At 65.8% G+C, this 22,657-nt stretch carries 22 protein-coding genes; 9 read left to right on the forward strand and 13 right to left on the reverse strand.

Translation table 11 applies throughout. The features are described from left to right. The first annotated feature begins 5 nt into the window (after positions 1–5). From pyrF to LB566_RS17500, 5 genes are all read left to right on the forward strand, one after another. Positions 6–704 (forward strand): orotidine-5'-phosphate decarboxylase, encoded by a 699-nt coding sequence (gene pyrF / locus LB566_RS17480; protein WP_263498214.1) that lies wholly within the window; start codon positions 6–8, stop codon positions 702–704. 28 nt (positions 705–732) lie between these two features. Beyond that, positions 733–1,020, forward strand: a complete 288-nt coding sequence (locus tag LB566_RS17485) for a DUF1330 domain-containing protein (RefSeq protein ID WP_140491638.1) — start codon at positions 733–735, stop codon at positions 1,018–1,020. Between the two features lie 279 nt (positions 1,021–1,299). Then, on the forward strand, positions 1,300–1,620 hold the full coding sequence (locus LB566_RS17490) for an ArsR/SmtB family transcription factor (RefSeq protein ID WP_140551710.1): 321 nt from the start codon (positions 1,300–1,302) through the stop codon (positions 1,618–1,620). Beyond that, entirely contained in the window at positions 1,617–2,081 is a 465-nt protein-coding gene (locus LB566_RS17495) for an SRPBCC family protein (protein WP_224625295.1), read from the forward strand. Before LB566_RS17490 ends, LB566_RS17495 begins: the two co-directional genes overlap by 4 nt. Before the next feature lie 29 nt (positions 2,082–2,110). After that, the gene (locus LB566_RS17500) at positions 2,111–2,527 is read left to right on the forward strand and encodes a GFA family protein (protein WP_224625296.1); all 417 of its coding nucleotides are present in this window, start codon (positions 2,111–2,113) and stop codon (positions 2,525–2,527) included. A gap of 55 nt (positions 2,528–2,582) precedes the next feature. Here LB566_RS17500 and LB566_RS17505 read toward each other — a convergent pair whose 3' ends face one another. The 7 genes from LB566_RS17505 to LB566_RS17535 form a co-directional block, all read right to left on the reverse strand. Then, complete coding sequence (locus LB566_RS17505; protein ID WP_224625297.1) at positions 2,583–3,650, reverse strand: D-alanine:D-lactate ligase-like protein; 1,068 nt, start codon at positions 3,648–3,650, stop codon at positions 2,583–2,585. Positions 3,651–3,817: 167 nt separating this feature from the next. Beyond that, the gene (locus tag LB566_RS17510; RefSeq protein WP_224625298.1) at positions 3,818–4,699 is read right to left on the reverse strand and encodes an SMP-30/gluconolactonase/LRE family protein; all 882 of its coding nucleotides are present in this window, start codon (positions 4,697–4,699) and stop codon (positions 3,818–3,820) included. Continuing rightward, on the reverse strand, positions 4,699–5,337 hold the full coding sequence (locus LB566_RS17515; protein ID WP_140551714.1) for a 2-dehydro-3-deoxy-6-phosphogalactonate aldolase: 639 nt from the start codon (positions 5,335–5,337) through the stop codon (positions 4,699–4,701). The genes LB566_RS17510 and LB566_RS17515 overlap by 1 nt, the downstream gene beginning before the upstream one ends. Further along, on the reverse strand, positions 5,334–6,308 hold the full coding sequence (locus LB566_RS17520; RefSeq protein ID WP_224625299.1) for a 2-dehydro-3-deoxygalactonokinase: 975 nt from the start codon (positions 6,306–6,308) through the stop codon (positions 5,334–5,336). The genes LB566_RS17515 and LB566_RS17520 overlap by 4 nt, the downstream gene beginning before the upstream one ends. After that, positions 6,305–7,072, reverse strand: coding sequence for an SDR family NAD(P)-dependent oxidoreductase (locus LB566_RS17525; protein ID WP_224625300.1), 768 nt, complete (start codon positions 7,070–7,072; stop codon positions 6,305–6,307). The genes LB566_RS17520 and LB566_RS17525 overlap by 4 nt, the downstream gene beginning before the upstream one ends. 154 nt (positions 7,073–7,226) lie before the next feature. Then, entirely contained in the window at positions 7,227–8,576 is a 1,350-nt protein-coding gene (locus LB566_RS17530) for a putative bifunctional diguanylate cyclase/phosphodiesterase (RefSeq protein WP_140551717.1), read from the reverse strand. A 153-nt stretch (positions 8,577–8,729) separates the two neighbouring features. Continuing rightward, positions 8,730–10,526: a GtrA family protein gene (locus LB566_RS17535; protein ID WP_224625301.1), complete on the reverse strand. Its 1,797-nt coding sequence runs from the start codon at positions 10,524–10,526 to the stop codon at positions 8,730–8,732. A gap of 163 nt (positions 10,527–10,689) precedes the next feature. On the opposite strand from LB566_RS17535, the gene LB566_RS17540 reads away from it, so the two are divergent. The 4 genes from LB566_RS17540 (at position 10,690) to LB566_RS17555 (ending at position 14,812) form a co-directional block, all read left to right on the forward strand. Then, positions 10,690–11,700 (forward strand): glycosyltransferase, encoded by a 1,011-nt coding sequence (locus LB566_RS17540; protein WP_224625302.1) that lies wholly within the window; start codon positions 10,690–10,692, stop codon positions 11,698–11,700. 4 nt (positions 11,701–11,704) lie between these two features. Beyond that, positions 11,705–12,079: a GtrA family protein gene (locus LB566_RS17545; RefSeq protein ID WP_224625303.1), complete on the forward strand. Its 375-nt coding sequence runs from the start codon at positions 11,705–11,707 to the stop codon at positions 12,077–12,079. A 73-nt stretch (positions 12,080–12,152) separates the two neighbouring features. Then, complete coding sequence (gshB, locus tag LB566_RS17550) at positions 12,153–13,094, forward strand: glutathione synthase (protein WP_224625304.1); 942 nt, start codon at positions 12,153–12,155, stop codon at positions 13,092–13,094. 185 nt (positions 13,095–13,279) lie between these two features. Continuing rightward, positions 13,280–14,812, forward strand: a complete 1,533-nt coding sequence (locus LB566_RS17555; protein ID WP_140551722.1) for a YifB family Mg chelatase-like AAA ATPase — start codon at positions 13,280–13,282, stop codon at positions 14,810–14,812. Positions 14,813–14,861: 49 nt separating this feature from the next. On the opposite strand, the gene LB566_RS17560 is transcribed toward LB566_RS17555, so the two are convergent. From LB566_RS17560 to LB566_RS17585, 6 genes are all read right to left on the reverse strand, one after another. Beyond that, the gene (locus LB566_RS17560; protein ID WP_224625305.1) at positions 14,862–17,033 is read right to left on the reverse strand and encodes a malate synthase G; all 2,172 of its coding nucleotides are present in this window, start codon (positions 17,031–17,033) and stop codon (positions 14,862–14,864) included. 162 nt (positions 17,034–17,195) lie between these two features. Continuing rightward, entirely contained in the window at positions 17,196–19,235 is a 2,040-nt protein-coding gene (locus LB566_RS17565) for a hydantoinase/oxoprolinase family protein (protein ID WP_224625306.1), read from the reverse strand. Between the two features lie 309 nt (positions 19,236–19,544). Then, positions 19,545–20,171, reverse strand: coding sequence for a CDGSH iron-sulfur domain-containing protein (locus tag LB566_RS17570; RefSeq protein ID WP_224625307.1), 627 nt, complete (start codon positions 20,169–20,171; stop codon positions 19,545–19,547). A gap of 107 nt (positions 20,172–20,278) precedes the next feature. Continuing rightward, a complete protein-coding gene (locus tag LB566_RS17575; RefSeq protein WP_140551726.1) occupies positions 20,279–20,650 on the reverse strand; it encodes a hypothetical protein in 372 nt (123 codons plus the stop codon). Between the two features lie 116 nt (positions 20,651–20,766). Then, positions 20,767–21,123, reverse strand: a complete 357-nt coding sequence (locus LB566_RS17580; RefSeq protein ID WP_224625308.1) for a hypothetical protein — start codon at positions 21,121–21,123, stop codon at positions 20,767–20,769. 48 nt (positions 21,124–21,171) lie between these two features. Further along, positions 21,172–22,656: a pyridoxal phosphate-dependent decarboxylase family protein gene (locus LB566_RS17585; RefSeq protein ID WP_224625309.1), complete on the reverse strand. Its 1,485-nt coding sequence runs from the start codon at positions 22,654–22,656 to the stop codon at positions 21,172–21,174. Position 22,657 lies beyond the last annotated feature (1 nt).

Here is a 22,657-nt window from a genome sequence, read left to right on the forward strand (position 1 = left end):
GCGCGATGCAAGCCGACACAATGCGCGAAAGGCTGATCGTCGGCCTCGACGTGCCGAGCTTGAAGGAGGCCGAGAAGGCGGTGCGCGAACTCGACGGCGTCGTCTCCTTCTACAAGATCGGCTACCAGCTCGCCTTCGCTGGCGGGCTCGATTTCGCCAGGGAGCTCGCCAGCGGGGGCAGCAAGATCTTTCTCGACATGAAGCTGCTCGACATCGACAACACGGTGGCCAAGGGGGTCGAGAACATCGTCAAGATGGGTATGACCATGCTGACGCTGCATGCCTACCCAAAGACCATGCGGGCGGCGGTGGAGGCGGCGAGAGGCAGCGAGCTTTGCCTGCTTGCCGTCACCGTGCTGACGTCGATGGACGAACAGGACGTGATCGACGCCGGCTATGAATACGATCCGCACACGCTGGTGCTGCGGCGTGCGGAACAGGCGCTGCATGCCGGCATGGGCGGCATCGTCTGCTCGGCCGCGGAAACAGAGGCGGTGCGCCGCATCGTCGGGCCCGACATGGCGGTGGTGACGCCAGGCATACGCCCCGCCGGCAGCGACCATGGCGACCAGAAGCGCGTGATGACGCCGGCCGATGCCATCCGAAGCGGCTCCAGCCATCTGGTCGTCGGGCGCCCGATCGTCGCCGCGGCGGACAGACGCGCGGCGGCTGAAGCCATCCTCGACGAAATGCGCTCGGCATAATTTCCAACGAACGGTTCGGAGAAGAAGAATGCCCAAGGGATACTGGATCGCCCGCGTCGATGTGCGCGATGCGGAAGGCTACAAGGATTATGTCGCCGCCGCCAAACCGGCCTTCGAGCGCTTCGGCGCGAAGTTCCTTGCGCGCGGCGGCGAGCATGAAAAGGCCGAAGGGGCCGGGCGCGCGCGCAACGTCGTCATCGAGTTCGAGACGCTTGCCGCCGCGCATGACTGCTACCATTCGCCGGAATACCAGCGCGCCGCCGCCATTCGCCAGAAGGTGGCCGACGGCGAGATCGTGCTGGTCGAAGGCGTCTGAAGTCTATCCCGGCCAGCACCCGGTGCTGGCGGCGGCCTTCACAGGAAGTCCTCACGGCTCACAACCCGCAGCCTGGCCAGCAGGCGATGCCCTGACCGGTTGTCCTTGAGAGACAACCGGCGCAGCCGTTCGACAACGGCCGCTACATGGCCGGCTCACAACCCGTTCAGCAATCGACGCCCGAGTAGGCCTTAGCCCCGGTTATCGCGATGCCGGCTGGTCGCCTATTGACATGCAGGTATTTACCTGCATATTATGACTTCACACAGAGTGAAGCCGATGGATGCGGACAAGGTTTTCAAAGCGCTGGGCGACCCGACACGCAGAAGGCTGCTTGACCTTCTGTGCGAGAAGAACGGGCAGACGCTGGGCCAGCTTTGCGAACATCTCGATATGGCCAGGCAATCCGCCACCCAGCACATCGACCTGCTGGAGGCGGCCAACCTGGTGAGCACGGTCAAACGCGGCCGCGAGAAGCTGCATTTCATCAATCCCGTACCGCTGCACGAGGTCTACGAGCGGTGGGTGCGCAAATTCGAACGCCAGCGGCTCAGCCTGCTGCACGACCTGAAACAGGAACTCGAAGGAGAAGACCAATGACCGCAGAGATGACCAGCTTTGTCTACGTGACCTACATCCGCTCGACGCCACAAAAAGTGTTCGAGGCCATAACCAGGCCCGACATCGCACGGCGTTACTGGGGCCACGAGAACGTCTCGGACTGGAAGGTTGGATCGAAATGGGAACATATCCGCGCCAATGACGAGCGGACCGTCGAACTGGTCGGCAAGGTCGTCGAGATTTCACCGCCGACGCGTCTCGTGATGACCTGGGCAAACGCTTCGCAGGCCGACGATCCATCGAAATACAGCCGGGTGACGTTCGCCATCGAGGAATACGACACCATGGTGCGGCTGACCGTCAGCCATGACGAACTCGAAGCCGGCAGCGGCATGGCGAAGGGCGTCAGCCAGGGATGGCCGGCGGTGCTGTCCAGCATGAAATCCTTTTTGGAAACCGGCAGCGGCATCGACATTTTCGCCAAGCCGAAATCGGCCTGACCAGCAAATCCGTCTGCGGGAAAACGACAATGACCAAACGCTACACCGGCGGATGCGCATGCGGTGCGATCCGCTATGAAACGAGCAGCGAACCCATCTTCGAAAACCACTGCCAATGCCACGAGTGCCAGAAGCGAAGCGGCACGGGCCACAGCTCCTATCTGACCTTTCCTGGGCGAGCCGATGTGACGATAACGGGCGAAGCGAGCACCTGGCGGGTGGCGGGCGACAGCGGCAACGAAAAGATCCACGCCTTCTGCCCGACCTGCGGAACGCCGGTCTACCTGACGCAGGTCGCAAGACCGGAGCTGATAGCGGTGCACGCGACCAGCCTTGACGACCCGAGCCAGTTCAATCCGCAGGTGGTCACATATGCCATCCGCGGCCATGCCTGGGACATGATCGACCCCTCCCTGCAGACATTCGAGCGAATGCCTTTGGGATAGACACACCGGAACGTGGAAGCATTACGATGCTGCGGGTTCGCTTACCGCCGCACCGCTAAGAAGCGACGGTCCGGGCCGTTATCCTGTTCGCGGCGGTTTCCGCCATGGCGTCGGCAAGCCCCAGCCCCCATTGCGACCTGCAATAGGCGCGGAAATCGAAGCAAGGCAGGCCGGGGCAAACCTCGAATTCTATGAGGTGAACGGTGTCGTCGGGCTCGACCCTGAGATCGATGGAAAACACGTCGCGCAGGCCGAGCCCGCTCATCAGCCGCTCGGCGATGGCGCGGACTTTTGCATCGGCGACCGGCTGGCTTTCGGCGACCGGAAGCAGAAGCGGCTCGGCGTATTTGCCCGCCGCCTTCGCCGCCTCGCCGGTCTCGCCGTAAAGCGCCAGGCTGTCTTCCATGGTCTGGAAATCGCCGCCGGACTCGACGAAGGCGACGCCGAGCGCTTCGACGCCGGTGTCCGGCCTCAGGCCCAGGAGACTGGCGCGCGCGTTGCGGCCGGCGACATAGGGCTGGACGACGACGTCGTCGCGATAGGCGGCGAAAACACGCCGGCTAAGCTCCAGCGCATGGCCGAGATCGCCGCAGCGCGAATCCGGCCAGATGCCGATCTTGGCGCCGAGCCGGTTCGGCTTGACGAACCAGCCGGCGGCGGAAACCGGCGGTTCGACCAGCCATTGTCCGTTGCGCGCCAGACCGGCCTGCGGCACCGGCAGGCCCAGCGCGCCGAGCACGGCGCCGGAGCGAAACTTGTCCTGGCAGAGGGCGAACAACGAATCGTCGGCGCCGATCGTCTTCAGGCCGTTCAGCCTGGCAAGCGCAGGCGCCGCGCCGCCTCGGAAATAGGCGATGCCGTCGGTCAGCGTCCAGACCAGCGTGGCGGCCAGATCGGCCTTGGCGAGCATATCGGCGGCATCGTCCAACTCCACCGCCGCAAAGCCGAGACCGCGCCGCCCGAAGGCAGAAGCGAGCGCGCCGAACTCGTGCGCGAGATCGGTCGATTGCGCCAGGTAAGAAGCGATTTCGGCGGCACGCTCCGGCGCGTGGCCATCGGCTAGGAGCCGCTCGAGGCAGGCCTTTTCCGGCTCATGGACGAGGATCAGCCTGGGGCTGGACATGACATGATTCCCAGTGGTGCAATTCCACACCATCGCATGGCAGAGACGTCAGGCTTTCGCGAAACCGACGCGGGCCGGACGCCTGCGTGACAGCCGGCCGAATGATCCAGTCAGGTGCGGTGGGAACCCGTCGCCTGCAGGCCGGCATAGCGTGAGTGCCAGGTGCCCTAGGCGATCAGTACGCGCGGCTCGAACCGGCCATTGACCTCGATGTCGAGGAGGAAGGTCATGCCAGCCTGGGGGTCGAGCTGGCGCTGCTTGTCGTCCTTGCCGTGCCAGGCCGAGGTAACCGCCAGCCGGCTGGCGTTCTTGCCGACAAAGGCCGGGCAGGAAGGCTGCGTCACCGGCATGGCGATCGTGCGCACCAGCTTGCCGTCCGGGGCGTAGCCCTTGACCACCTTGCCGCCCCAGACGGCATTCCACAGGATGCCGTCGCGGTCGAGCACAGAGCCGTCGACGAAGCCCTTGGCCGACCGGTGATCGACGAACACCTTCGGCTCGCCCGCCGGCAGGCCGGTCGCCGGATCGCAGGCAACACGCATCAACAGCCCGGTCGACGTGTCGGTGTAATAGGCGAGCGCGCCGTCCGCGGAAAAACAGATCGAGTTCGACACGGTGATGTCGGAGAACAGCTTGCGCAATTCGCCCTTGAAGAACCAGTAAATCGCGCCGGCGCGCTTCTCCTCGCCCTTGCCCATCGTGCCGGTCCACAGGGCGCCGCAGGGATGGACGCGGGAATCGTTGGAACGGGTGACCGGATTGTCGGCCTCGACAGGCGTGTGCAGCGTCATCCTGCCGGTGGCGACGTCGCGGACAAAAAGCCCGGTTTCGGTGGCGATCAGCTGGCGCTTGTCGTCGATGATGGCGATAGCGCTGGCCATCCGGCCGAGCTCGTGCACCTGGGTCGCCCCGCCGGACAGGCGCTTTTCCAGGAGATGGCCCTTGACGATGTCGAACCAGTAGAGTGTGTCTGTGGCGGGGTCGTAGCTCGGCCCCTCGCCGAGCTGGCAGACATGGTCGGAAAAAACCGAAACGATCGCTTCGCTCATCATGCCTCTCCGAACACCGCATCCCAGGCTGTTACCGCCGCCTGGGCCCGCGCGGCCACGTCGTCGACGCTCATGCCCGGCTTGAACAGGCTGGAGCCGAGGCCGAAGACGGAGACGCCGGCGGCCTTGTAGCCGGCAAAGTCCTTTTCCGAGACGCCGCCGACCGCGCCGACCAGCGTCGAAGCCGGCAGCACGGCACGCATCGCCGAAATGCCCGATGCACCCAGCACGCTCGCCGGGAAGAATTTCAGCGCCGAGGCGCCAAGCCGGATCGCCTGGAAGGCTTCCGTCGGCGTGAACACACCCGGCATGGTCACCATGCCGTAATGCATGGCGCGCCCCATCACCTCGGCATCGATGTTGGGGCTGACCAGCAGCCGGCCGCCGGCCTCGTGCAGGCCATCGACATCGACCGCGGTCAGCACCGTGCCGGCACCGACCAGGGCTGTTTTCGGCAGCACTTGGACAATCCTGGCGATAGACGAAAACGGCTGAGGCGAATTGAGCGGCACCTCGATAGCCTCGATGCCGGCATCGAACAATGCCTGGCCGATGGCGATCGCCTCGCTTGCCTTGAGGCCGCGCAGGATGGCGACCAGCCCGCGCTTGAGCTTCGGGAAGGCAGCGGTCTGGCTCATCGGGCAACTCCGGTTCTGGCGATCATGCCGTTCTCGCGCGCCGCCTCGATCAGTCCGGCGCGCACCGCCTCGTCAGCGTCGACGGTCCGCACGCCAAGCCCGGCAAGGCCGAGCGCCTGCCGATAAAGCACCGCAAGCGCGCCGGAGGCAATCAGCACCACCGATGTGGCGCCGGCGGCCTGGCGGCGCCTCGCCGAAGCGATCTCGCCGCCGATCAGCAGGCCGGACAGACAGGCCGCGGCATCGTCGGCCTTCAAATCCTGGAGCAGGCCGGCGGCGCGGATCGAAAACAGCCTTGCGCTGACGTCGCCACCTTCATCCAGCGCCGCCTCGCACCAGCGGCTGAAGAAGGGGTTGTCGGCTTCAACCGGCTTGGGATGCTCGCCGAGCGAATGGCGCAGGATCGAATGCGCGGCCAGCACCGAGAACAGCTCGCCGGTCGGCCAGGTGCCGAAACCGGCAACGGCGCCGTCCTCGACCAGAACCCATTTCGAATGGGTGCCCGGCATGCAGACGATTTCACGGCCCTTTGCCGGCAAACCGGCGCCGGCAAGCTGTGTCTCCTCGCCACGCATGACGTCGGGCGCATCGGCCAGGCGCTGGGCGAGGCCGGGTACGATGCGAATGTCGCGGCACTCCCCCGGGATCCGGGCCGCGCCGGCCAGGATGGCGCCGATCGGCGCCGGCACGCTGACATAGGGCGCTTCGAGCCAGCCTTGGCGCGAGCCTGCCATGCCGCAGATGATGACGGGCAGCGTTTCAGGCGCGCCCATGGCGGCGAGATGATCCTCGAGAACCCGGGAAAAGCCCTTGTCGCGCGCGGTGATCAGTCCGTCGTCGCCGCGACGCTCGGCAAGCACCTTGCCGCCGCCGTCGATCAGCCAGGCACGAAGCCGGGTCGTGCCCCAATCGAGCGCCGCGACTGCCGGCACATTGCCGGCAAATCGGGGGCCGGCAAACCCGGGGCTCACAGGAAACCTCCATCGACGATCAGCATTTGCGCGGTCAGCATGCGCGAGGCATCCGAGGCCAGGAAAAGCACGGTGCCGACCAAATCGTCCGGCCGCATGACATCCTTGATGCACTGCTTGGCGACATGAGAGGCAAGCGCCTGTTCCGTGACCCAGCGTTCCTGCTGCCGTTCCGTGATGACCCAGCCGGGCGCGACGGCGTTGACGCGGATACGGTCGGGGCCGAGCTTGCCGGCCAAACCCTTGGTAAGGCCGAGTATGCCCGCCTTGGCGGCGGTGTAGGCCGGCATGTCGGGGTGGTTGATCAGGTAGGAGGTCGAGGTGAAGTTGATGATCGAGCCGCCGCCGGCGCGCTTCATGCCAGGCGCCACGGCCTGCGCGGTGAAGAAATGCGGTCTGAGGTTGATCGCCTGGTTGTTGTCCCAGAACTCCACCGTCACGTCCTCGACGGCGTGGCGTTCGTCCCAGGCGGCATTGTTGACCAGCACGGTGACGTCGCCATGCGCTTCGGCCGCCTTCGCGGCAGACGCCCGCAGCGATTCGATGTCGCGCAGATCGGTCTTGAGGTAGAGCGGCCGGCGGCCGAGCTCTTTCTCGATGCGGTCGGCAAGCGCGGTGCTGGGCTTGTCGGCGATATCGATGAAGGCGACCTTGGCGCCCTGGCGCATGAAACCCTCGGTCAATGCCGCGCCGATGCCGGAGCCGCCGCCGGTGATCAGCACCGAAGCACCTTCGAGGTCGGCAAAACGTGCCGATGGCATCATGGTTTTCGTCTCCCGGGTTGACCGGCGCGCATCCTAGCCAGACCGGTCCGGCGGGCAAGGGCGAAAAGACGGATTTTCCGGCTTATGTCTGACAAAAAGCCTGGAGGCCGCGCACGGGCACGCCTGGACTTCGATCGGGACGGACGATCGCCGTTCAGATCGCCTTGGCGCGCAGGGCGCCACGGAAGGAGTCGCGGAGATAGCCGAGCGTGGCGTCGGCGTCGGCCGGCTTGCCGAACAGATAGCCCTGCCCACCGGCGCAGCCGAACTGGACGAGCCGGTCGGCCTGCGCCTCTTCCTCGATGCCTTCGGCGACGACATCCATGCCAAGCCCTTCGCACATTGCGAGAATGGCGCGGATGATGTGCTCCGACGGGCGGTCATCCAGAATGGAGGAGACGAAGGCGCGGTCGATCTTGAGCTTGTCGAAATGGAATTCGCGCAGCCGCCCGAGCGAGGACTGGCCGGTGCCGAAATCGTCCAGCGAAACGCGGATGCCGACGCGGCGCAGGTCCTCGACGATCTGCGCGGCCGAGGCCGGATCGTTCATCAGGCCGGTCTCGGTTATCTCTATCTCCAGACGGCGCGGATCGAAGCCGGTGCGGTCGAGGATCGCCAGTATGTGCAGGCCGGTGTTCTGGTCGACGAGCTGCGAGGGCGACAGGTTGAAGGACAGGAACAGGTCCTTCGGCCAGCTCCTCGCCGCCTCGGTCGCCTTGCGCAGCACCAGCTGCGACAGCGGGCCGATGATGCCGCGCTCCTCGGCGATCGGAATGAAGACGGTCGGCGGTACCGAGCCGAGATCGCGGTCGGTCCAGCGCGCCAGCGTCTCGAAGCCGATGGTGCGGCGCGTGGCGAGGTCGACGATCGGCTGGAAATGCGGCTCAACCTCGCCGGCCGAGACGGCGCGGCGCAGCGCCTGCTCGATGCGGGTGACGCGCTTGGCCGCCTCTTCCATTTCGCGGGTATAAACGACGACCCGCCCGCGGCCGGACCGCTTGGCATGGTAAAGCGCCGTTTCGGCCTTGTTGATGAGGATCTCGGTGGTCTCGTCGCCGGAATAGAACAGCGAACAACCAACGGAGGCCGACAGCCTGGCGGTGCGCTCGCCGACATCGTAAGGGGCGGATAGGATCTCGATCAGCATGCGCGACTTTTCGGCCGCCGCCTCCTCTGAGAACACCAGCGGGTAGAGGAAGGCGAATTCATCGGCGCCGATGCGGCAGACCGTGGAATGGCCGTCCATCGAGGCGCGCAGCCGCATCGCCACCTGGATCAGGATGTCGTCGCCGGCCTTGTGGCCGAACAGATCGTTGATCGGCTTGAAGCCATCAAGGTCGAGAATGCCGACGGTGAAGGGCGCGGGATCGTCGGCACGGTCGCTGATCAGGCGATCGACCTTGTCGAAGAAGCGGCGATGGTTGCCAAGCCCGGTCAACGGATCGGTGAATGCCAGATCCGTGCTCTCCCTGTTTGCCTGACCGGTGCCAAACGAAGTTTGCATCGGTGTCCCTGTTTCTCGAAGTCGGAATTTATGCCCGAGACTGGCAGCAAACCCTTTAGGAAACGTATCGGGAAAATCGATTTTTCGCCGCTAAAGCGCGTTGTTCTCCGCAAAGCCGTCCAGGCTCAAGGGCGTCGTCGCTCACGCGGATTCTCAACCGGCGGGGCGAACGCGATAGAGCTCCAGCGGCGCGCCCTGGGTCTCCGCCACCGGTTCCAGCCAATCCGGCACGCCGCCATGCATCAGCCCGGCCAGAAAGCCGTCAGGCGCCTTGGCTGCGAGAAGCCTCGTTTCGGGGTTGCCGCGGCAGAGCGCGACAATCCCGACGCGATGGCTTGCCACGACGGCTTTCGCGTCAGTAGCCGAGCCCAGCAAGGCATCGAATACGAGCAGGTTTCCGGCAACATTGCGGTGGTAGGGCCCAGCGAGCGCGCGATGGCGGGTAAAGGCCAGGATCGGCGAGCCGAGATTGGAGACGGCCAGCACCGTGGTGTGAGGCATGCGGGCGAGCGCGGCGAACGAGGCCTTGCTGTTGCAAGGTGCATCGATGCCGGCGTCCGTGATGGCCGTACCGGTCTGGAAGGCATTCGATGCCGCCTCGGCGGCGCTGGACCAAACTGCATTGACCGAGATCAGCCAGGCTGCGGCCATACGGAGCACGGAGCCACCGGACGGACTGTTTTCGGCGCGCTGCCGCCATTTGGCGATCCAGGCGCAAAGCGGGATCACCGCGAAGGCGATGGAGAAGGTCGAGCCGCGGACCTCCCAGGCACTGACCAGGAAAGCCACCAGCAGCAGCGCCCCGACGAGACTGTCCTGCCGCCGCCAGCCGCCCTTGCCGAGGCGCAGCGCCATCAGGATGATCGCCACCAGCGGCGTCGCGAAGCGCGCCACCGCCCTGGCCGGATCGGCCGCGACGAGCTGGAATATCGATTGCGCTTCGTCGATATGACCGAGCCACATCTGCTGGAGGCGCGGGTCGAGGTCCGCATAGGGGGCAGCCAGGCATTGCGGGAACAGAAACATCACGACAAGGATAAGCACGAATGCCAGCAGGCCGAGCGAGACCAGGCGACGGCCGTACGTCGCATTGGCGGCCCGCCATGAGGCGATGACCGCAAGGCCGGCGCCGGCAAGCGCGGCAACCACGAACTGCACGGTCGAGAAGGTGTCGCATTGGGCCTGCCCCCATGCCGAAGCCGGTATGGTGGCGATGAAAACAAGGGCCGAGACGGCGGTGACGCCCAAGCCAAAATCCCTGGCGATCAGCCTTTCGCCGGCACCGCTGACGAGGAACAGCAGGGCGACGACGGCGCCGAGGGTTCCAGCATAGGGGGCGCTTTCCATGCCGATCGCTAATGCCAGGGTGGCGCACGCGCCGGCAAACAGGGCGGCGGGCCGGTGGCGAGGTGCTTCAAGCAGCAAAGCCAGGCCGGCCAAGGTCAGCATCAGCTGGACATTGTGGTGATCGAGTGCGCCGGGCGAGAAGATTCCGAGATAGTACAAAGCCGCTCCGCCGACCACCGCAGCGGGCAGGACCGCGTGCTCGCCGGCGAAAGCGCGCGCGGCGCGCATGATGGAGAACAGCGCGAGCCAGAATTGCAGGAGAGGCCAAAGCACCTGCACGACCTGCTCGCCCAAAGCGGCACTGCCCGTCAGGGCCGACAGGGCAAGCATGCAGAGCGCCAGCGGGGCGTCGAGCAGCCGCGACCAGTGCATGACGAAGCCACCCTCCAGCCCCATCCTGTACTGGTGCAGGTCGAACCAGCCCTGGCCGGCCAGGAGGTCGCGAACCTCCACCAGTTGCAGCAGGCTGTCATTGTCGCCGGCCGGGTTGGCCAGTTGCGGGAATCCGGCATAGCGATCGAGCGCCAGCAGCAGCAAGGTGGCAAGCAACGCAAACGCGATGTCGGCCTTCCAGGTGGAAGCGCCGTTACTGGCTGTGCTCATCCCCATCGCCTCTGGCAGGAATGCCGGGCCTTTCCGGCCAATCGACACTCGTACAGTCCGGCCTTAAACCTAGCCTTAACGGCTTCAATAAATAGTAAAACCGCCTGAACGCGCCTGACTTTGGCGCGAACCGCGCGTGGCGGCGAGGCACCCGGAGAGGAAAATGCCGCAAGAGCTTCGCTACGAACCCACCATTGCCGTGCTCCTGCCTTGCTACAATGAAGAATTGACGGTCGCCGAGGTGGTGCGGCGCTTCCGCGAGACGCTGCCTTTGGCGACGGTCTATGTCTACGACAACAATTCGCGCGACCTGACCGCGTTGCGCGCCCGCGCGGCCGGCGCCATCGTGGTGCGCGAACCGCGCCAGGGCAAGGGCAATGTGGTGCGGCGCATGTTCGCCGACATCGACGCCGACATTTACCTGATGGCCGACGGCGACGGCACCTATGCGCCGGAAGACGCGCCGCAATTGATCAACACGCTTCTGACCGAGCGCTCCGACATGGTGGTGGGCACCCGGCGCGGCGTCACCAACGATGCCGGCAGGACCGGCCATGCCTTCGGCAACCGCGCCTTCAACAGTCTCTATAAAGGGCTGTTCGGCAGCGATTTCACCGACATATTCTCGGGCTACCGCGTCTTTACCCGGCGCTTCGTCAAGAGCTTCCCGGCCGTCTCCGGCGGCTTCGAGATCGAGACCGAAATGTCGGTGCATGCCTCGCAGCTCAAATTGCCCGTCAGCGAGATCGCGCTCGATTACGGCAAGCGGCCGGACGGCTCGTCGTCGAAGCTTTCGACCGTTCGCGACGGTGCCAGGATCCTTTGGATGTTCGCCATGCTGATGAAGGAAACGCAGCCGCTGCGTTTCTTCGGCGCCTTCGCCCTAGTCTTCCTGGCGTCGAGCCTGTTCCTGATGGCGCCGGTGCTGGTCGAATTCGCCGAGACCGGGCTGGTGCCGCGCATGCCGACATGGGTGCTGTCGGTCGGCCTGCTCTTGCTCTCGATGCTGGCTGGTGTGACCGGCGTGATCCTCGATTCGGTGTCGCGCGGCCGCGCCGAACAGAAGCGCATCTTCTATCTATCGATGCCTTCGGGCAGCGTCGAGCGGCGCGAGCGCGCCAGCGAGCCGACTGCCGCGAAGGCCGGCCCAGGCAAGACGCCTCGCGCCGCATGAAGCGGTGAGCCGTCTCATCCGCTTCCTCTTTGCCGGCGGCATCGGCTTCGTCGCCGACGCTGCCGCCCTCTGGCTGCTGCTTGCGGTCACGCCGCTCGGCCCTTTCAGCGCCCGCATGCTGTCCATCGGCTTTGCACTCTGCGTCACCTGGCAGATAAACCGGCATCTGACCTTCTCGCCGTCGAGCCGCGGCTTGGTGCGGGAAGGCGCGCGCTATGGCGGCGTCGGCATCGCCACCAGCATCGCCAACTATCTGGTCTACTGCGCCATCCGTGTCGTCCTGCCGACAACCCCGCCATTGACCGCCCTTGCTTTCGCTTCGCTGACCGCGATGGCGGTGTCCTTCCTCGGCTATTCCAGGCTGGTCTTCGACCGCTAGCGGCGTGGCCCGATTGGCAGAAGGCGCCGGGACCCTTATATCGCTCTCTCATCGACCGTGCTGGGGACCTGACATGAAGCTGAAAATCGCCGTCCAGATGGACCACATCTCCACCGTGTCGATCGCCGGAGACACTTCTTTCGCGCTGTCGCTGGAGGCGCAGCGGCGCGGCCATCAGCTCTACCACTACACGCCCGACCGGCTGTCGCTGCGCGACGGCAAGGTGTTTGCCCGCATCGAGGAGATGCAGGTGCGCGACGAGAAGGGCAGCCACTATTCGCTGGGGGAGAAGGTGCGAACCGACCTGTCGGAGATGGACGTGATCCTGCTGAGACAGGACCCGCCCTTCGACATGAACTACATCACCACCACGCACATACTGGAGCGCATCCACCCCAGGACGCTGGTGGTCAACGACCCGGCGTGGGTGCGCAACAGCCCGGAAAAGATCTTCGTCACCGAGTTTTCCGACCTGATGCCGAAAACGCTGATCACCAAGGATCCCCAGGAGGTCGCCGCCTTCCGCAAGAAATTCGGCGACATCATCGTCAAGCCGCTCTACGGCAATGGTGGTGCGGGCATCTTCCACCTGCTGGAGGCCGACCGCAACCTCGCATCGCTGCTCGAAATGTTCGGCCAGATGTTCCGGGAGCCCTACATCGTGCAGCGTTACCTGAAGGATGTGCGCAAGGGCGACAAGCGCATCATCCTGATCGACGGCGAGCCGGTCGGGGCCATCAACCGGGTGCCGGCCGAGCACGACTCCCGCTCCAACATGCATGTCGGCGGCCGCGCCGAGAAGACCGAGCTGACCGAACGCGAACGCGAGATCTGCGCCCGCATCGGGCCGGCACTGAGGGAACGCGGCTTCATCCTCGTCGGCATCGACGTCATCGGCGACTACATGACCGAGATCAACGTGACCTCGCCGACCGGCGTGCGCGAAGTCAAACGCTTCGGCGGCGCCGACATCGCCAGCCTGTTCTGGGACGCGGTGGAGGCCAAGCGGAAGTAGCCGTTTTCACTTCGTATTAACCATGTTCCGTTTTTGCAACCGGAGACAATCGCGCCGCAACTTAAGCGATTGCGTGTTCCTGTAATGTTCTTGATTTAGCCGAGGAACTGTGATTGTCTCCGGCCCAGGCCCTTCGCGGCCTGATTGCAAAAGGCTTGGGGCAAGCCCAGATCCGGGGGCAAAACATGGTGGCGCGGGTTCGCACGGTTGCTTTCCAGGGCATCGAGGCCGTGCCGGTCGACGTGCAGGTGATGATCGCGCCCGGCAAGGTCAACATGCACATTGTCGGCCTGGCCGACAAGGCGGTGGCCGAAAGCCGCGAACGGGTGCAGGCGGCACTCCATGCTTCCGGCCTGTCGATGCCGTCCAAGAAGGTCACGGTCAATCTGGCGCCCGCCGACCTGCCCAAGGAGGGCAGTCATTACGATTTGCCGATCGCGCTCGGCCTGATGGCGGCGCTTGGCGCCATTCCGGGCGACATGCTGGCCGGCTATGTCGTGCTTGGCGAACTCTCGCTCGACGGCACCATTGCGGCGGTCGCCGGCGCCCTGCCGGCGGCGATTGGGGCTAATTCTGAAGGCAAGGGCCTGATCTGCCCCTTCGCCTGCGGCTCGGAGGCCGCCTGGGCCGGCAAGGATTTCGACATACTCGCGCCGCGCAGCCTGATCGCCATCGCCAATCATTTCCGCGGCACGCAGGTGCTGTCGCGCCCCGAAGCCGGCATCCATGCCGCGGCGCGCGACCTGCCCGATCTCGCCGACATCAAGGGCCAGGAAACCGCCAAGCGGGCGTTGGAAGTGGCGGCGGCCGGCGGGCACAATCTGCTGATGGTCGGGCCGCCGGGATCGGGCAAGTCGATGCTGGCGCAGCGGCTGCCGTCGATCCTGCCGCCGCTGGCACCGAAGGAACTTTTGGAAGTCTCGATGATCGCCTCCGTCGCCGGCGAGCTCGGCGAAGGCAAGCTGACCGACCGGCGGCCGTTCCGCGCGCCGCACCATTCGGCCTCGATGGCGGCGATGGTCGGCGGCGGCATCCGGGCGCGGCCGGGCGAAGTGTCACTTGCGCACCACGGCGTGCTGTTCCTCGACGAATTTCCCGAATTCACACCGCAGACGCTCGACGCGTTGCGCCAGCCGCTGGAGACCGGCGACTGCATGATCGCGCGCGCCAACCATCGCGTCACCTATCCGGCGCGCATCCAGCTTGTGGCGGCGATGAACCCGTGCCGCTGCGGCATGGCCGGCGAGCCCGGCTATCGCTGCCTGCGGGGCGAGCGCTGTCGCACCGACTACCAGGCCCGCATCTCGGGCCCGCTGCTCGACCGCATCGATCTCAGGATCGAGGTGCCCGCGGTTTCAGCCAGCGACCTGATCCGGCCCGACCGGGCGGAGAAGAGCGCCGACGTGGCGCTGCGCGTGGCGCGTGCCCGCGCCCTCCAGCGCGAGCGCTTCGAACGGCTCGGCGTCACCAGCGCCACCACAAACGCGCATTGCGCGCCGGCGGTGATCGAGGAGATCGCCATGCCCGACGCAGCGGGCCTGTCGCTGCTCAAGGACGCCAGCGAAAAGCTTGCCTTCTCGGCGCGGGCCTACCACCGGGTGCTGAAAGTGGCGCGCACGCTCGCCGATCTCGACGCCAGCGAGACCGTCGGCCGCATTCATCTGGCCGAAGCGATCTCCTATCGTATGAGCTCGGAGCGCGTGGCGCAGGCGGCGTAGTCGCGCTGCCTCGAGAAGAGGGGAACGGAACGCCCGCCGGCTGAAACGCTCAGGCCCGGTCCTTCACCTTCAGTTCCAGCCGCCGCGCGTGCAGCACCGGCTCGGTGTAGCCGTTGGGCTGGATGCGGCCCTTGAAGACGAGGTCGCAGGCGGCCTGGAAGGCGACGGAGCCGTCGAAATCGGCGGCCATCGGCCGGTAGAGCGGGTCGCCCTGGTTCTGCTGGTCGACGATCGCCGCCATGCGCTTCATCGTTTCCATCACCTGGTCGGCCGCACAGACGCCATGGTGCAGCCAGTTGGCGATGTGTTGCGAGGAGATGCGCAGCGTGGCGCGGTCCTCCATCAGGCCGACATCGTTGATGTCGGGCACTTTCGAGCAGCCGACGCCCTGGTCGATCCAGCGCACGACGTAGCCCAGAATACCTTGCGCGTTGTTGTCGAGCTCCGCCTGGATATCGGCCGGCGACCAGTTCGGCCGCACCGCGACCGGCACCGACAGGATGTCGTCGAGCTTGGCCTTCGGCCGGCTCTTCAGCGCCGCCTGCACGGCGTGGACATCGACCTTGTGGTAATGGGTGGCGTGCAGCGTCGCCGCGGTCGGCGAGGGCACCCAGGCGGTGTTGGCGCCGGCCTTGGGGTGGGCGATCTTCTCGGTGAGCATCGCCGCCATCAGATCGGGCATCGCCCACATGCCCTTGCCGATCTGGGCGTGGCCGGCAAGCCCGCATTCCAGCCCCGTGTCGACATTCCAGGCCTCGTAGGCGGAAATCCAGGCAGCCTGCTTCATGTCGCCCTTGCGGATCATCGGGCCGGCTTCCATCGAGGTGTGTATCTCGTCGCCGGTGCGGTCGAGGAAGCCTGTGTTGATGAACACGACGCGCTCCCTGGCGGCGCGGATCGCCTCCTTGAGGTTGACGGTGGTGCGCCGCTCCTCGTCCATGATGCCCATCTTGATGGTATTTTTTTCCATACCGAGCAGGGCCTCGACGCGATCGAAGATCTCGACGGCGAAGGCAACTTCCTCGGGTCCATGCATCTTGGGTTTCACGACATACATCGAGCCCGCGCGGGAATTGGCGCGGCGGCCGTTCGGCCCGACATCGTGCAGCGCGATCAGCGCGGTCATCGCCGTGTCCATGATGCCTTCCGGCACCTCGTTGCCGTCGCGGGCCGTTATCGCCGGATTGGTCATGAGGTGGCCGACATTCCTGACCAGCATCAGCGAGCGGCCGGGCAGCGTCACCGTGCCGCCATTGCGCGAGGTGTAGGACCGATCGGGGTTGAGCTTGCGGACAAAGGTCCGGCCGCCCTTGGTGATCTCTTCGGCGAGGTCGCCCTTCATCAGGCCGAGCCAGTTGCGGTAGACGACGACCTTGTCCTGCGCATCCACCGCCGCGACCGAATCCTCGCAGTCCTGGATGGTGGTCAGCGCCGATTCCAGGATGATGTCGGCGATGCCGGCCGGATCGGTGCGGCCGATCTGGTTGTCGCGGTCGATCAATATCTCGATATGCAGGCCGTTGCTGACCAGCAGCACGGCTTGCGGGTTGGCGGCGTCGCCGCGATAGGCGACGAACTGCCTGACGTCGGCAAGCGTAGTCGAGCCGGCGCCGGCGCTGAGCCGCAGCGCGCCATTGGCCAGCGAAAGGCCGTTGACGCCGGCCCATTTGCCCGATGTGAGCGGCACCGACTGGTCGAGAAAGTCCTTGGCCCAGGCGACGACTTTCGCACCACGCGCGGGGTTGAAGCCCTTGCCCTTCCCGGCGCCGTCCGTCTCGGGAATCGCGTCGGTGCCGTAAAGCGCATCATAGAGCGAGCCCCAGCGGGCATTGGCGGCGTTGAGCGCATAGCGCGCATTCATCACCGGCACCACAAGCTGCGGCCCGGCTACGACGGCGATCTCGGGATCGACCTTTTCGGTCGTCACCGAGAAGGCCGGGCCTTCGGGGACGAGATAGCCGATCTCCTTCAGGAAGGTTTTGTAGGCTTCCAGGTCGACCGGCGCGCCATTGGCGCGATACCAGTCATCGAGCTTTTCCTGTATAGCGTCGCGCTTTGCCAGCAGTGCCCGGTTCTTCGGAGCGAGGTCGTGGACGATGGCCGAAAAGCCGTTCCAGAACTTATCCGGATCGATGCCGGTGCCCGGAGCGGCCTCGTTGACAACGAAGTCATGGAGTTCGCGGGCGATCCGCAATCCGGCGATTTCGACGCGATCGGTCATCAGGCTGCTCCAGATGAAAGGCTTTCGCGCGCCTTTGGCATGTTGGGAGTGCAGGGTCAATTCAGCTTAGGGTGAAGGCAGGGCAGCTAGGCGCGGTTTTTGGGCTTGGTGCCGGCGGCGACGCTGCCAATCTCCCCCAACTAGGGGAGATTACACTCTCCATCACACCGCGATCCGTGGCCTGCCCGAAGCCACCGCCACCACATGCGCCTCGATGAACATGCGCTGGGCTTCGACGGTGGAGACGCGGAATTCGGTCGCGACATCGATTTCGGCGCTGTCGGTGCCGGCATCCCTGGCGCGCTGCGCCGCGATGGCGCGTACATCGGCCTCGGCGGCCGCGATCGCCGCCGCCTCGTCGAGGAAGTCGCGCACGGTTTCGCCCGAGGCAAGACGGAACAGACCTTCCTTGGGCTGGCTGACGCGCGCCTCCGCCGATACCCGGACCTGGCCGACCACGGCGCCGAGCGCGTTGGCGACATCGGTGTCATCAGGCACCACGCAGTCATTGCCGACCAATGGCGGCAGTCCGGCATAGTGCAGCGGTGCCGAGGCGCCGAGGCCGATCACCGGCCGGTCGAGCGCGACACTCAGGCGCGCAATGCCGGGATGCGCGTCGACGGCGCGCTGCACCAGCGCATGCGCAACGGTGGCCGCGCCGTCGAGCCCGTCCTCGGCGAAGGCGGTTTCGAGGATATATTCGGCCGACCAGCGCGTCAGCGCCCCCAGCACGCGCTCCGAGATCGCCTCGGGAGAGGCCGCGATCGCCTGGCCGCGGCCGTCGCGCTTGCGCGCGAACAGCTCTGCGCCGAGGCGGGCGGCGGCGGCATCCCAGTTCGCCTGCTTGCCAAGCACATGCGCCGCATCCGACGGGGTGAAGCCTGAAATGTGCACCAGCCCGCGCGACACCAGGCGGTTCAAGGTGGCGTTCTGCGCATTCGAGGTCAAAAGCCTGTCGAGAGGCAAGGGCATTGCGCCGATCGCTTCGTAGAGCCTTGCTTCCGGAGCGGTCAGCCCGGCGGCAAGACGGTCGGGCACGCCGGTGCGCATCGCGAAACGGCCGTCCATGCGGCCGGTGTTCGGCGCGCGCAGCTGGCGCTCGAGTTCCGCCAAAACGGCCTCGCGATGCACCATGCCGGCCAGCGCCAGCGGCACCAGCCGGCGCGGTCCGAGCAGGAGCCTGGGATTGAGAGCGCCGTCTTCCAACGCCACTTCGGAATCGCCGCCGAGGCCGAAGGTGCGCATGGCGACGGCCTCGACCATGGTGCGGAAGCCGCCGACGGTGGCGCCTTCCGGATCGAGCCGCGGCCGGCCCCTGTCGAGCACGGCAACGTCGGTGGTGGTGCCGCCGATGTCGGAAACCACCGCGTTTTCCAATCCGGTCATGTGGTGCGCGCCGACCAGGCTGGCGGCCGGGCCGGAGAGAATGGTCTCGATCGGCCGCTGGCGGGCAAAAGCCGCCGACACCAGCGCGCCGTCGCCGCGCACCACCATCAGGGGCGCCGCGATGCCGCGCGCCTCGAGAAAGCCTTCGGTCGCCGCCACCAGCCGGTCGATCATCGAGATCAGCCGGGCGTTGAGCAGCGTCGTCAGCGCCCGGCGCGGGCCGCCGAGCTTGGCCGACAATTCATGGCTTGCGGTGACCGGCAGGCCGGTTTTCTCCCGGATCAGCTCGCGGGCGGCGATCTCGTGCGCCGGGTTGCGGGTGGCGAAATAGGCGCAGACGGCAAAGCCCGAGACCGAGCCGCCGAGTTCGGGCAGCGCCGCCTCGAGGCCGGACAGGTCGAGCTTGGCGGTATTGCCGTGCACATCGTGGCCGCCAGGGCAGAACACGACCGGATCGGTGCCCAATGCCGCCTTCAGCCCGTCGCGGGCAAGGTCCGCCTCGGAAAAGCCGATCATGACAAGCGCGACGCGGCCGCCCTGGCCCTCGACCAGCGCGTTGGTGGCAAGCGTCGTCGACATGGAGACAAGCTTGATGGCGGCAGGATCGGTGACCGCTTTTTCCAGAACCGCGTCGACGGCGCCGGAAATGCCAACGGCGAGATCGTGCCTGGTGGTCAGAGCCTTGGCCTTGGCCAGCACCTTTCCCTTGTTCGGCCCGCTCTGCGGGCCTTCGGTTTCGGACCACAGCACGGCATCGGTGTAGGTGCCGCCAGTGTCGATGCCGAGGAAAAGAGGTTTTGGCTTGGTCTTGGTCATTTCTGATGATGGCCCGCATTTATCTACCTGCCCTTAGCCGATAGCGGCCGGCCGATAAAGCCGCGAGCGCTGGGCCAAGGGAAGCAGCGTTGGCGCGACGGAGGATTTATTGAGGGCCGGAGCGAGGCGCCCCCCTCTGTCCTGCCGGACATCTCCCCCTCAAGGGGGGAGATCAGATGTCGCAACCGCTTTCGCCAATCGCCAACGTTGCAGAAGGAGCGCCGGCGTTCAAGCTGCCAATCTCCCCCCTTGAGGGGGAGATGCCCGGCAGGGCAGAGGGGGGTGCCTCGCACCAACCTCCGCGATTGGCTACCCCACAAACCCCACCTTCTTATGCGATCCGTCGCAAAACGGCTTGTTGGCCGAGTGGCCGCAGCGGCACAGGAACGTGCGTGTCGTGCGCTCGACCGTGTGGCCGGTGCCGGTGACGATTTCCAGATTGCCTTCGAGTTTTAACGGGCCGTCTTTCGTCGGTGTCACTTTCAACGCCCCATTCCGCGCGTCCAGCGCCGGCGTGTCCTTCAGCGCCGGCTCGCCGGTGGCGGCAAAACCTGATTTGTTGTGGCTGCCGTCGCAGAACGGCTTGTTCTGCGACGCGCCGCAGCGGCAGAGCGTGGCGCGGTGGAACGTCTCGCCGTCGAGCATAATCTCGGCGTGGACGGCCAGCGGGCCATTTTCCCTGATGCGCACGGTGTTGACCAGCGGCGGCCTTTCCTGCGGCCCGCCATCCTTCCTGACATAGGTGATGGCGCCTGACGGGCAGCTTTCGGCAATGGCGACGATCTTCTCGACGCTGGCCGCGTCGGGATGGATCCACTCTCCCGGCGCGTTCGGCACGAAGACATGCGGATCGCCCAGCACGCAATTGCGCGAATGGATGCAGCGCCGGCCGGCAAAGCCGACATCGATCTTCTCGCCCTCGACCGGACCCGCCATCGCCTTGCTCCTGTTGCCTGACGCACGCCGCCTGCATGCGGCGTGCTTTGGGTGCTGTTCTTGCAGGCTATGCCCCAGGCAGGAAAAGCGTCAAGCTGGCAAGCCGGTCAGGGAACCAGTTCGATCTCCTCGGTCTCGCCGCCGCTGCAGGTATAGCAGCAATCGTCGCATTTTTCCTTGTCGCCCGGGCCGACGCCCCAATAGGTGCCTTCGTCGCCATCGACCCAGGCGCCGTAACAGATCGATTCGCCCTCGTCGCAGGAGACCGGCAGTTGCCTGGTCTCGCCGTCATCGAGGTAGAAATCCTTGCCGTTGCCCGGCCACACATAGTCGCGGTCCTGGCTGTAGAGCTCGAGGCGCATGGCATTGGGATGGCTGTTCTTGATGGCGAAGGTGACGTCGCCGGCACGGGCCGACGGCACCAGCAGCATGGCAAGAGACAGCGCGGCCAGCGAACGGCGCGCATAGGCGTAGAACATGATATCCCCCAAAAAAATAAACGGCCCACCCGGCCGCCCTGCGGGCATTGCACGGGGCCAGCGATCGCTAAAGGGGTCGACCGCGACAATCCCGGACTAATTTTGGGGAGATTGGCCTACTCGACCAGGTCGACGGTCTCGGTCGAATGGTCCACGCAGATGAAACAGCAATCGTCGCAGGGCCGGTCGTTGTCCGGCCCGACGCCGGCCGAGATGGCGTCGTTGCCGTTGACCCACGCGCCGTAGCAGATGCGTTCGCCCTCATTGCACGAGATCGGCACCGATTTGCGTGAGCCGGGATCGATCAGGAACACCTTGTCGTCGCCCGGCCAGACCGTTTCGCGGTCGCGGCTGAACAGCTCGACCGCAACGGCCTGCCCGCGCTGGTTCTTGACGAAGAAAGCCATGTCGGCCGCCCCGGCCGAGGTGGTGAAGATCAATGCCGCGACAGCGGCCGTGCGAAAGAGCGTCACGGTTGGACCTTTCGAATCATGCCGGCAGAATCGCATGGCCGCCGCGAACTAGGAAGCCGCCGCCGCCGCGATCTGGCGTCCCAGCCGCAGCGTTTCCCGCACCAGCAGGTGAAGATCGTCGCGCCGGGTCCGGTGGTTGGTGATCGCCACGCGCAGGCAATGCTGGCCATGCACCGTCGTGTCCGACAGTGCCGCAATGCCTTGTTCCTGCAAACGCAGCATGATCTCCGTGTTGAACCGCTTAAGCTCCTCGCCGGACGCCCCGGCAAGCCGATGCCGGAAGCAGACGATGTTGATCGTGGTCGGCGCCATCAGCACCAGCGACGGCTCGGCCTCGATCAGTCCGGCTAGATAGGCTGCTTGCGCGATGTTCTGGTCGATCAGGCGGCCGAATTTGTCGACGCCATGCTCCTTCAGCGCCATCCATACTTTGAGCGCGCGAAAGCCGCGCGACGTCTGCAAACCGTAGTCGTGCAGCCATTCGCCGGAGGCGAGACCGCGCGGCGTCGATTCCAGATATTCGGGGGTCACGGCGAAGGTACGGCGATGGGCGACGGCGTCCCTGACCAGGGCGCAGCCGGCCTCGAACGGCGCGTGCAGCCATTTGTGCGGATCGAGCGCGATCGAATCGGCCCATTCGATGCCGGCGACCCGATGGGCGTTCTGCGGGGCGATGGCGACCAGGGCGCCGATGCAGCCATCGACATGGAACCAGAGCTCTTCCTCATGCGCCAGTTTGGCAAGCGCCCGCAGGTCGTCGATCGCTCCGGTGTTGACGGTGCCGGCATTGCCGATCACGCAGGCCGGTTTGAAGCCCGCCTGGCGATCCTCGGCAATTGCCGCCCGCAAGGCAGTGATGTCGATGCGCAGCCCGGCATCGGTCGGTATTCGCCGCAAGGCCCGGTTGCCGAGGCCGAGCGCCTCCATGGCTTTGCGGTGACAGGAATGGAGCTGGTCCGAGCCATAATAGCGCAGGGGTTTCTCGATGGCGGCAACGCCATGCTCGCGCACGTCGACGCCGGCCTTGACGTTGCGCGCCACCGTCAGCCCGATCATGTTGGCCATCGAACCGCCGCTGACCAGCGTGCCGCTGGCCGAGACAGGAAACCCCAGCATTTGCTTGCACCAGTTGACGACTTGGCAGTCCATCAGCCCGGCGGCATGGTTGCCGCCGCCGAGATTGGAGCCCTGGATCGCCGCCAGGAAATCGCCGAGCGCGCCGGTGAAGTTGCTCGAGCCCATGTACCAGGCCCAGAAGCGAGGATGGATGTTGCCCATCGGGTATGACATCACGGTGCGGGAAACCTCGCCATAGACGGCGGCCAGCCGCGCCGGGGTTCGCGGCAGGGGTGCAGCGAAGACCTCCCTCACGTCAGCCGGCACCTCCCGCCAGACCGGACGGTCGCGCACGTCGCGCAGATAGTCGACGGCATCGTCGATGACCCGGTGAGACAAAGCCTGCACATCGGCCCAGTCCGAGGGGTCAAGCGTCTCCTCGGCCACAGTGGCAAGGGTTTCCTGCGCGACGTCCATG

The organism is Mesorhizobium sp. CA13 (genome assembly GCF_020165235.1).
Lineage (GTDB): Bacteria > Pseudomonadota > Alphaproteobacteria > Rhizobiales > Rhizobiaceae > Mesorhizobium.

Bases quoted from the DNA above. Each gene is read 5' to 3' on its own strand.
- LB566_RS17510 (WP_224625298.1), bottom strand. From the start codon at position 4,699: ATGAGCGAAGCGATCGTTTCGGTTTTTTCCGACCATGTCTGCCAGCTC.
- LB566_RS17565 (WP_224625306.1), bottom strand. From the start codon at position 19,235: ATGACCAAGACCAAGCCAAAACCTCTTTTCCTCGGCATCGACACTGGC.
- LB566_RS17560 (WP_224625305.1), bottom strand. From the start codon at position 17,033: ATGACCGATCGCGTCGAAATCGCCGGATTGCGGATCGCCCGCGAACTC.
- LB566_RS17530 (WP_140551717.1), bottom strand. From the start codon at position 8,576: ATGCAAACTTCGTTTGGCACCGGTCAGGCAAACAGGGAGAGCACGGAT.
- LB566_RS17485 (WP_140491638.1), top strand. From the start codon at position 733: ATGCCCAAGGGATACTGGATCGCCCGCGTCGATGTGCGCGATGCGGAA.
- LB566_RS17500 (WP_224625296.1), top strand. From the start codon at position 2,111: ATGACCAAACGCTACACCGGCGGATGCGCATGCGGTGCGATCCGCTAT.
- LB566_RS17575 (WP_140551726.1), bottom strand. From the start codon at position 20,650: ATGTTCTACGCCTATGCGCGCCGTTCGCTGGCCGCGCTGTCTCTTGCC.
- LB566_RS17490 (WP_140551710.1), top strand. From the start codon at position 1,300: ATGGATGCGGACAAGGTTTTCAAAGCGCTGGGCGACCCGACACGCAGA.
- LB566_RS17555 (WP_140551722.1), top strand. From the start codon at position 13,280: ATGGTGGCGCGGGTTCGCACGGTTGCTTTCCAGGGCATCGAGGCCGTG.
- LB566_RS17570 (WP_224625307.1), bottom strand. From the start codon at position 20,171: ATGGCGGGTCCGGTCGAGGGCGAGAAGATCGATGTCGGCTTTGCCGGC.
- LB566_RS17495 (WP_224625295.1), top strand. From the start codon at position 1,617: ATGACCGCAGAGATGACCAGCTTTGTCTACGTGACCTACATCCGCTCG.
- LB566_RS17535 (WP_224625301.1), bottom strand. From the start codon at position 10,526: ATGAGCACAGCCAGTAACGGCGCTTCCACCTGGAAGGCCGACATCGCG.
- pyrF (WP_263498214.1), top strand. From the start codon at position 6: ATGCAAGCCGACACAATGCGCGAAAGGCTGATCGTCGGCCTCGACGTG.
- LB566_RS17540 (WP_224625302.1), top strand. From the start codon at position 10,690: ATGCCGCAAGAGCTTCGCTACGAACCCACCATTGCCGTGCTCCTGCCT.
- gshB (WP_224625304.1), top strand. From the start codon at position 12,153: ATGAAGCTGAAAATCGCCGTCCAGATGGACCACATCTCCACCGTGTCG.
- LB566_RS17515 (WP_140551714.1), bottom strand. From the start codon at position 5,337: ATGAGCCAGACCGCTGCCTTCCCGAAGCTCAAGCGCGGGCTGGTCGCC.
- LB566_RS17585 (WP_224625309.1), bottom strand. From the start codon at position 22,656: ATGGACGTCGCGCAGGAAACCCTTGCCACTGTGGCCGAGGAGACGCTT.
- LB566_RS17505 (WP_224625297.1), bottom strand. From the start codon at position 3,650: ATGTCCAGCCCCAGGCTGATCCTCGTCCATGAGCCGGAAAAGGCCTGC.
- LB566_RS17525 (WP_224625300.1), bottom strand. From the start codon at position 7,072: ATGATGCCATCGGCACGTTTTGCCGACCTCGAAGGTGCTTCGGTGCTG.